The organism is Streptomyces sp. NPDC029296 (assembly GCF_055569255.1).
The window spans coordinates 21,924-30,324 of record NZ_JBVHXT010000070.1 but is presented as its reverse complement, the minus strand read 5'-3'; the positions used below and the strand labels follow the sequence as shown (position 1 = coordinate 30,324).

Annotated in this window: 8 protein-coding genes and 1 tRNA gene; 4 read left to right on the top strand and 5 right to left on the bottom strand. The window is 74.5% G+C overall.

Translation table 11 applies throughout. From position 1 onward, the window contains the following. Positions 1-128: 128 nt before the first annotated feature. Positions 129-1,484, bottom strand: coding sequence for a cellulase family glycosylhydrolase (locus tag ACZ4W9_RS38400; RefSeq protein WP_467943871.1), 1,356 nt, complete (start codon positions 1,482-1,484; stop codon positions 129-131). Between the two features lie 263 nt (positions 1,485-1,747). Here ACZ4W9_RS38400 and ACZ4W9_RS38395 point away from each other — a divergent pair, with 263 nt between their 5' ends. Next, on the top strand, positions 1,748-2,650 hold the full coding sequence (locus ACZ4W9_RS38395) for a sugar phosphate isomerase/epimerase family protein (protein WP_467943869.1): 903 nt from the start codon (positions 1,748-1,750) through the stop codon (positions 2,648-2,650). 121 nt (positions 2,651-2,771) lie between these two features. Then, positions 2,772-2,963 carry a hypothetical protein gene (locus tag ACZ4W9_RS38390; protein ID WP_467943868.1) on the top strand — a complete coding sequence of 64 codons (192 nt, stop codon included), beginning with the start codon at positions 2,772-2,774 and terminating at the stop codon, positions 2,961-2,963. A 51-nt stretch (positions 2,964-3,014) separates the two neighbouring features. Here the strand turns inward: ACZ4W9_RS38390 and ACZ4W9_RS38385 are convergent, their stop codons facing one another. The 4 genes from ACZ4W9_RS38385 to ACZ4W9_RS38370 form a co-directional block, all read right to left on the bottom strand. Next, positions 3,015-4,019 carry a Gfo/Idh/MocA family protein gene (locus tag ACZ4W9_RS38385; RefSeq protein WP_467943867.1) on the bottom strand — a complete coding sequence of 335 codons (1,005 nt, stop codon included), beginning with the start codon at positions 4,017-4,019 and terminating at the stop codon, positions 3,015-3,017. Positions 4,020-4,079: 60 nt separating this feature from the next. Next, positions 4,080-5,243, bottom strand: a complete 1,164-nt coding sequence (locus tag ACZ4W9_RS38380) for a Gfo/Idh/MocA family protein (protein WP_467943866.1) — start codon at positions 5,241-5,243, stop codon at positions 4,080-4,082. A gap of 132 nt (positions 5,244-5,375) precedes the next feature. Further along, a complete protein-coding gene (locus ACZ4W9_RS38375; RefSeq protein ID WP_467943865.1) occupies positions 5,376-5,720 on the bottom strand; it encodes a cupin domain-containing protein in 345 nt (114 codons plus the stop codon). A gap of 114 nt (positions 5,721-5,834) precedes the next feature. Next, positions 5,835-6,413, bottom strand: coding sequence for a TetR/AcrR family transcriptional regulator (locus tag ACZ4W9_RS38370; protein ID WP_467943864.1), 579 nt, complete (start codon positions 6,411-6,413; stop codon positions 5,835-5,837). A 218-nt stretch (positions 6,414-6,631) separates the two neighbouring features. Between ACZ4W9_RS38370 and ACZ4W9_RS38365 the strand changes: the two genes are divergently transcribed. Next, entirely contained in the window at positions 6,632-8,062 is a 1,431-nt protein-coding gene (locus ACZ4W9_RS38365; RefSeq protein ID WP_467943863.1) for an MFS transporter, read from the top strand. A gap of 45 nt (positions 8,063-8,107) precedes the next feature. Then, a tRNA-Pro gene (locus ACZ4W9_RS38360) sits at positions 8,108-8,181 on the top strand. The last annotated feature ends 220 nt before the right edge of the window (positions 8,182-8,401 follow it).

The window sequence follows — 8,401 nt, the reverse complement described above, 5'->3', positions numbered from 1 at the left end:
CCCCCACACCCCCCCCCCCCCCCCCCCCCCCCCCCCCCCCCCCCCCCCCCCCCCCCCCCCCCCCCCCCCCCCCCCCCCCCCCCCCCCCCCCCCCCGCGTGCGTGCCCGGCCGAGCGGCGGAGCCGTGGTCACCCGCGCGTCACCGTGACGGCCGCCAGGACGCCCGGGGCCGCCCGGACCCATGCCCGGCCGGCCGTGTGCCGTACGACGCGCACGCCGCCCCCGGCCGTGATCCGCCACGCGCCCGGCGGCAGGGACAGCACGCTCACCCGGGGGCCGCGGGACGCCGCGCGGTACACCAGCCGGTACACGCCCGCCCCGGGGTCGTAGGCGGCGGAGTGGACCGTGCCCGCCACGGCCTCGGCGTACGGCTGCACGGTCAGCTCCTTGTTGGCGCGGAAGGCGCCGGTGCCGTCGAGCGCGCAGTACCCGCCGCCGTAGCACCACACGTAGCCCGCCCAGCCGGAGGCATAGCGGCCGAGGGAGGCCAGCGCGTCACGGTAGAAGCGGTTCATGTGCGGCAGCGAGCTGTCCGGCGGGCCCCACTCGCCGACCACCACCGGGACCCGGTACCGCCGCGGATACGCGGTGACGGCCCGCTCGTACCGCTCGATCCAGCCCGCCCCGGGGTCGTAGTCGGCGCCCGCCTCCATCGCGGTGTCGTAGAAGTGCGGCGCGTACACCACCCGGGGATCGCGGACGCGGCCGAGGCCGGTCGGCACGCCCTCGCCGACGACCGGCGTCGGCTCGACGAACAGCCAGGCGTCCCGGTCGGCCGGGCGGACGGCGCCGGCCAGGCGGTTGTACATCGGCGTCAGCTGCTCGCGTTCGATGCGCCGCGCGGCCGCCGGCAGGTCCTCCCCGGGCCTCGGCTCGCCCATGGGCTCGTTGATCAGGTCGTAGCCGAGTACGGCCGGGTGGCCGGCGAAGCGGGTGGCGAGGGTGTGCCACATCCGGGCCTGGGCGTGCCGGAGGTCGTCGTCCTCGTAGAGATGGGTGAAGGCGCGCTGCACGGCGGGCTCGAAGTACTCGGCGAACCAGTCGTCCGGGTGCGGGGTGAACGGCAGCCCGTCGGTCCTGGTCGCCCATGCGGGTACGCCCCGGTGGCCGAAGGCGGGCCCGAAGACGTCCTGGTGGGCGTCGAGGACGACCCGCACGTCCTGGCGCTCGGCCCAGTCAAGGACGCGTTCGATCCTGCGCAGATACCTCTCGCTGTACCGCCCGGGCCGGGGCTCCAGGTCGTCCCAGAAGACCAGCAGCCGGGCGAAGCCGAAGCCCCGGGCGCGCAGATCGCGCAGATGGCGCTCGGTGATCGCGCTCAGCGCCTGCTCGCCCCGGTGCGCCTTGTCCTCGATGTTCCAGCCGCGCAGGGTGAGCACCCGCCCCCGGGCGTCGGTGAGCGGGGGGATGCCCGGCCCGCCCTCCTCGGCGTGGGCGGTGGCGGGGGCCAGCAGCGCGGCGAGGACCGCGCCCGCCGTCAGCATCGCTCGCAGCACGGGAGACCTCCGGGACGGTGACTTCCTGGACCTTGCGCGTACTGGGGGCCGGACACTCCTGTGCTACCAGCAACGCGCGGGAAGGACCAGCACCGGGCGCCCCACGCTCGGCGGGGAACAGCGGACCCGGCTGTGAAACGATGTCCTGACAAAGGATTGACAGCGGGTCCGGCAGGGGCTTGTATCCCGTCCCGACGCGGCCGCGTTCCCGCCCCGCCCGCGACGACCGACCCGGAGAGGAACCCCTGACCATGGCCCAGACCCTCGACCGCATCCGGGTCGGCTCCGCCCCCGACTCCTGGGGCGTCTGGTTCCCCGACGACCCGCACCAGATCCCCTGGCACCGTTTCCTCGACGAGGTGTCGGAGGCGGGCTACGACTGGATCGAACTCGGCCCCTACGGCTACCTCCCCACCGACCCGGCCCGGCTCACCGACGAGCTGGCCCGGCGGAACCTGAGGGTCTCGGCCGGCACGGTCTTCACCGCCCTGCACCGCGGACCGGCCGTCTGGGAGGAGACCTGGGCCCACGTCGGCCGGGTCGCCGAACTCACCCGGGCGACGGGCGCCCGGCACCTGGTGGTGATCCCCTCCTTCTGGCGCGACGACAAGACCGCCGAGATCCTGGAGCCGCCCGAGCTGACCGCCGGGCAGTGGACGCACCTGACCGAGGGCATGGAACGGCTCGGCCACCGGGTCCGGGAGACCTACGGCCTGGACATCGTCGTCCACCCGCACGCCGACACCCACATCGACACCGAGGCCCACGTCACCCGCTTCCTGGACGCCACCGACAGCCGACTGGTGAGCCTCTGCCTGGACACCGGGCACTACGCCTACTGCGGCGGCGACAGCGTCCAGCTGATCGAGACCTACGGCGAACGCGTCGGCTATCTGCACCTCAAGCAGGTCGACCCGGACGTCCTCGCCGAAGTCGTGGCGCAGGGGCTGCCGTTCGGGCCCGCCGTGCGGCGCGGGGTGATGTGCGAACCGCCCGCCGGGATCCCGGACCTGGAACCGGTGCTGCGGGCGGCCCAGGCACTGGGCGTGGACCTGTTCGCGATCGTCGAGCAGGACATGTACCCGTGCGAGCCGGACCGGCCGCTGCCGATCGCCGTCCGCACCCGCCGCTTCCTGCGCTCCTGCGGCGCCTGAGCGGGCGCACGCCGGATCCCGCGCTCTCCTCGCGGATTCGGCCACCGCCCGCCGGGAACCAACCGGGGCACGCGGGCGTTCGACTGACAACGGGGAACGCCCGTGTGGACGGGAGGACGACATGACACACCGCGCACACACCCACGACACGCCCGGGGACGCCGCCGACGCGGCCGCCCGGAACCGGCGCTTCGGCCGCCTGCCCGAGCGGATACGCCCCGAGGACACGGTCGAGACGGAGCCGGCCACCCGCCCCGACCCGGCGCGGGACACCTACCACGCGGACGAGTGGCTGATCCGGTACTGCGGCTGACCCGGGACCGGGGACGGCACCGGGCGCCGGCCCGGCGCCGCCCCCGCCCGCTCAGGCCGGCCGCACCTCCGCCGGCCGCACCGGCCGGTGCTCGCGCAGGGACAGGGCGCACGCCTCGGCGATCCAGCCGGCCTCCAGGGCGTCCTCCACGGTGCACGGGGAGGGCCGGGTGCCCGCCACGACCTCGGTGAACGCGGCGAGTTCGGCACGGTAGGCGGCGGCGAAGCGGTCCATGAAGAAGGCGTGCGGAACGCCCGACGGGAAACGCGCGCCGGGCTCGGCCGAGCGTAGCGGAAGCCGGTCGTCCAGGCCCACGGCGAGCGAGTCGGCGAAGCCGTGCAGCTCCAGGCGCACGTCGTAACCACGCCGGTTGTGCCGGGAGTTGGACACCATCGCGACCGTGCCGTCGTCCAGGGTGAGCAGCGCGCCGGCGGTGTCGGCGTCGCCCGCCGCCCTGATGTGGCCGGCACCCCGGTTGCCGCCCACCGCGTACACCTCGGTGACCTCGCGGCCCGTCACCCAGCGGATGGCGTCGAAGTCGTGCACGGCGCAGTCCCGGAAGATGCCGCCGGACGCGGCGACGTACGCGGCCGGCGGCGGCTCCGGGTCCAGCGTCGTGGACCGCACGGTGTGCAGCGCCCCCAGCTCACCGGCCCGTACGGCGGCCCGGGCGGCGGCGAATCCCGCGTCGAAGCGCCGGTGGTAGCCGATCTGGACCGGCACACCGCCGTCCCGGACGGCCCGCAGCACCTCGACGCCCTCGCTCATCGTCCGGGCGACCGGCTTCTCGCAGAAGACCGGGACACCGGCCCCGACACCGGCCAGGATCAGCGCGGGGTGGGCGTCGGTGGCCGCCGCCACCACGATGCCGTCCACCCCGGACGCCAGCAGCGCCTGCGGGGAGGGGGCGACCTCGGCGCCGAACCGCTCCGCCGCGCGCTCGGCCGCGCCGGCGAACGGATCGGTGACGACCAGCGACTCGACGGTGCCGAGCCCGGAGAGGGTCTCGGCGTGGAAGGAGCCGATGCGGCCGAGACCGAGGATTCCGATACGCATGCGCTCCATCCTTGTCCGTACAAACCCCTCGCGCCATCATCGGGGAGCCGCCGGAACTCCTCAAGGAGTCCCCCGCGGACGCACCCAGCCGCCGGTCCGCGCGGACCGCGCCATCGCGTCGAGCAGCCGCGCGCTGTGCACCGCGTCCGCGAGGGTGGTGCCGTACGGCGTGCCCTCGGCGATGGACCGGACGAACCGGCCGGCCTCGATCACCTTCAGGTCGTCGTAGCCCATCGCGTTCGCCGCGCCCGGCTGGAACGCGGCGAACTCGCCGGCGCCCGGGCCGACATGGACCGTGCTCACGGACTGGTCCCGGTAGCCGGTGCCGCGGCTCACGCCCAGCTCGTTCATCCTCCGGAAGTCCCAGAACACCGCGCCCCGGGTGCCGTGCACCTCGAAGCCGTAGGCGTTCTGCTCGCCGACCGAGACCCGGCAGGCCTCCAGGACCCCGCGGGCGCCGGAGGCGAAACGGAGCAGACAGCCGACGTAGTCCTCGTTCTCCACCGGGCCCGGCTCGCCGCCACCGGCGAGGGCGTGGCCGGCCGTCGCGCCGCCCGGACGGGCGCGCTCCGGGACGAAGACCGCGGTGTCGGCGGTGACGGAGTCGATGGCCCCGCACAGGAAACGCGCCAGGTCCACGCCGTGCGAGGCCAGGTCGCCGAGCACCCCGCTGCCCCCGCGCCGCCGCTCGTAGCGCCAGGTCAGGGCGGTGTCCGGGTCCGCCGCGTAGTCGCTGAACAGGCGCACGCGGACATGCGTGACCGTGCCGATCCCACCGGAGGCGATCAGCTCGCGGGCGGCCTCCACGGCGGGCGCGTTGCGGTAGTTGAAGCCGACCGTGCCCTGCACACCGGCCCGCGCGACCGCGTCGGCGACCGCGCACGCGTCGACGGTGCCCAGCCCCACCGGCTTCTCGATCCACAGGTGCTTGCCGGCCTCGGCCAGCGCCACGCCGATCTCCCGGTGCAGGAAGTTCGGCGCGGTGACGCTGACGGCCTGAACGCGCGGGTCGGCGGCCACCTCCCGCCAGTCGCGGGTCGCGGAGGCGAACCCGAACCGCTCGGCGGCCTCCTCGGCCAGGCCCGGCACCTCCTCGGCGACCGTGACCAGCCGGGGCCGCAGAGGAAGATCCGGATAGTGGTGCGGGAGCCGCGCGTAGGCCCGGGTGTGCACGCGGCCCATCCAGCCGAACCCGATGACGGCGACACCCAGCGCATCCACCATGACAGCCTCTCCCAGAAGCGGGGGACCGGCGCCCGGACCGGTGCGTCCCGGCTCCGGGCCACCTTTGTCCGGACATGGCGGGGTGTCAACCCTCCGAACGTGTCTCCCTGTCCGGCGGGCCGGTCGCGCCCGTCAGAGCGTGATGGCGTACGCCTTGCGCAGCGTCTCGTGCACCGTCCACCGCGTACGGTCGCCCGCGCGCAGCACCGCCATGTCGCCGGGGCCGACCCGCAGCGTCGGCCCGTCCTCCACCTCGATCGTGGCCGAGCCGCTGATCACCACGAACAGCTCGTCGGCCTCCGTGTCCGGGACCACGCCCGGGGTGATCTGCCAGATCCCCCGGATCCGCCGCCCGTCCGGCGACTGCCAGACCACCTTCCCGGTGACCTCGGGACTCCCGGAGACGATCTGCCCGGGGTCCAGGGGCTCGGGTTCGAGGACGGCGTCGGGGATGTGGAGCGCGAAGCTGTGCGTCATGCGGCCGACCCTGGAGGGCGCGTGCGCGGCGGTGCCGTGGACAGGGTGTGGGGCATTGGGGCCGGTCGCGGGACACTTCGTCGCGCGGAGCGGGCGTCCGCGGCGCCCCGGAGGTCAGCGGCCGGCGCGTACCCCGTCCAGCGCGATGGCCAGCACCCGGTCGCGCTGGACGTCGTCCTCGAAGTTCGTCGCCGTGATCCCGGCGACCATCCGCAGCAGGTCACCGAAGTCCATGTCCGTCCGGGCGGCGCCGGCCCGCTGCGCACGCTCCAGCAGCGGACCGCCGGCCGCGTACATGGACTCGCGGCAGGTCTGGAAGATGTCCGACTCGCCGTTCAGCGCCTCGCGCACCGCGCGCTTGGTGACCATGTAGCCGGCGAACCGGTCCAGCCACGCCGTCAGCGCCTCCCACGGCTCGCGGTCCGCCAGCTCCAGGGCCGCCGCGCACAGGGCGGCGACCTCGTCGGCGTAGACCGTCTCGAACAGGTCGCGGCGGGTCGGGAAGTTCCGGTACAGGGTGCCGATGCCGACCCCGGCGCGGCGGGAGATGTCCTCCAGTGAGGCGTCGGCCCCGTGCTCGGCGAACGCCCGGCGGGCGGCCTCCAACAGGGCGTCGTAGTTGCGGGCGGCGTCCTTGCGGTGCGGCCGGCGGGCCGCCACGATCTCGCCGACGGGGAACGGCGTGGCCGTCACTGCTGCCTCCCGGGGAGGTGGTCGATTGAAGCGGAGGTGAGCCTCCGCTAGAGTGGAGGGGTACCTCCACTTTACCAGTGCGGGGTGGCTCCGCCATGGCCGGACGCGGCCCGCGCCGCCGCCCCCGCGACCGGGGCACGGACCGTACGACCGTGCTCCGCACCACTCGCCCGCGGGTACCCCACGCTCCGCTTCCCTGATTCCGGAGAGGCTCCCTCATGCCCCGCGCCTCCACGCGCCTCACCTTCGCGGTCCTCGCGACCGGTGCCGGCGTCTTCTCCATGCTCCAGTCGCTGATAGCGCCGGCCCTGCCGACCGTCCAGCACGCCCTGCACGCCTCCCCGTCCACCGCGACCTGGGTGATGACCGCGTATCTGCTGTCCGCCTCGGTCTTCACCCCGATCCTCGGCCGGGTCGGCGACCTCGCCGGGCGGAAACGGACCCTCGTCGGCGTCCTGCTGGCCGTCCTCGCGGGCTGCCTGGTCGCCGCGCTGGCCCCGAACATCGGTGTGCTGATCGTCGCCCGGGTCGTCCAGGGCGTCGGCGGCGCCCTATTCCCGCTCGCCTTCGGCATCATCCGGGACGAGTTCGCCCCGGCCGAGGTCAGCGGCAGCATCAGCAACCTCTCCGCGGTGATCGCGGCCGGCGGCGGGGTCGGCATGGTCGCCGCCGGTCCTATCGTGTCCGCGCTCGACTACCGCTGGCTGTTCTGGATCCCGGTGGCGATCGTCGCCGTGACGGCCCTGATCGCCCTGCGCTACATCCCCGAGTCGCCCGAGCGGGCCGCGGGCAAGGTCGGCTGGGCCGGTGCCGTACTGCTCTCCGGCTGGCTGGTGGCCCTGCTGCTGCCGCTGAGCCAGGCCGGGCAGTGGGGCTGGGGCTCGGCGAAGGTGCTCGGTCTGTTCGCCGCCGCCGTCGTACTGTTCGCGGTGTGGCTGGTGACCGAGGCGCGCTCGCGCACCCCGCTGATCGACCTGCGGGTGCTGCGGCTGCCCGCGGTGCGGACGACCAACACCGCCGCCCTGCTGTTCGGCGCCGGCATGTACTCCATCTGGTCCTTCCTGCCGGGCTTCGTCCAGACACCGTCCGCGGCCGGCTACGGCTTCGGCGCCAGCGTCACCGAGTCCGGCCTGCTCATGCTGCCGATGCTGGTCGCGATGTTCCTCTCCGGCGTGCTGTCGGGCCGGCTGGAGCCCCGCGTCGGAGCCAAGGCGCTGCTCACCACGGGCTCCGCGCTCGGCGCGCTGGCCTGCGGCTTCCTCACCCTCTGGCATGACTCCCGGTGGCAGATCGGCGTCGTCGCGGGGCTGTTCGGCCTCGGCATCGGACTGGCCTTCGCCTCGATGGCCAACCTCATCGTGGGCAGCGTGCCGGTGGCCCAGACCGGCGCCGCGACCGGCATGAACGCCAACATCCGCACCATCGGCGGCTCCATCGGCGCCGCGCTCACCAGCGTCCTGGTCACCGGCCGGCTCCAGCCCTCGGGCCTGCCGTACGCCTCCGGCTACACCCACGGCTGGGCCCTGCTCGCCCTCCTGTGCCTGGCCGCGGCCGGCGCCGCCTTCCTGGTCCCGGCCCGCCGCCCCGGCCCCTCGGCCGGGACCCCCGCCACACCGGGGGTGACACGGGCACCCGCCCGCGTGCGGTAGGGTTGACCTGCGTGATCACGCGGGACACCCCACGTGACAGCGCGGCGGGACGTGGCGCAGCTTGGTAGCGCACTTGACTGGGGGTCAAGGGGTCGCAGGTTCAAATCCTGTCGTCCCGACTCGTGAGAGTCGCAGGTCAGGGCCGGTTTCGGAGCAATCCGAAACCGGCCCTCGATCATTCTCGGGGACCAGTTGGGGCCCAGCGCTCGCTTGACCGGTGTCAGCGGGTCATGACGATCCGGGGGCGCGGACCGCGCTGAGGTGCGCGGAGAGTGTCGTGCCGACGTAGGTGTTCGCAGCCGGGTGGACTGCGTTGACGACGGCGTCCCGCACGGCCTG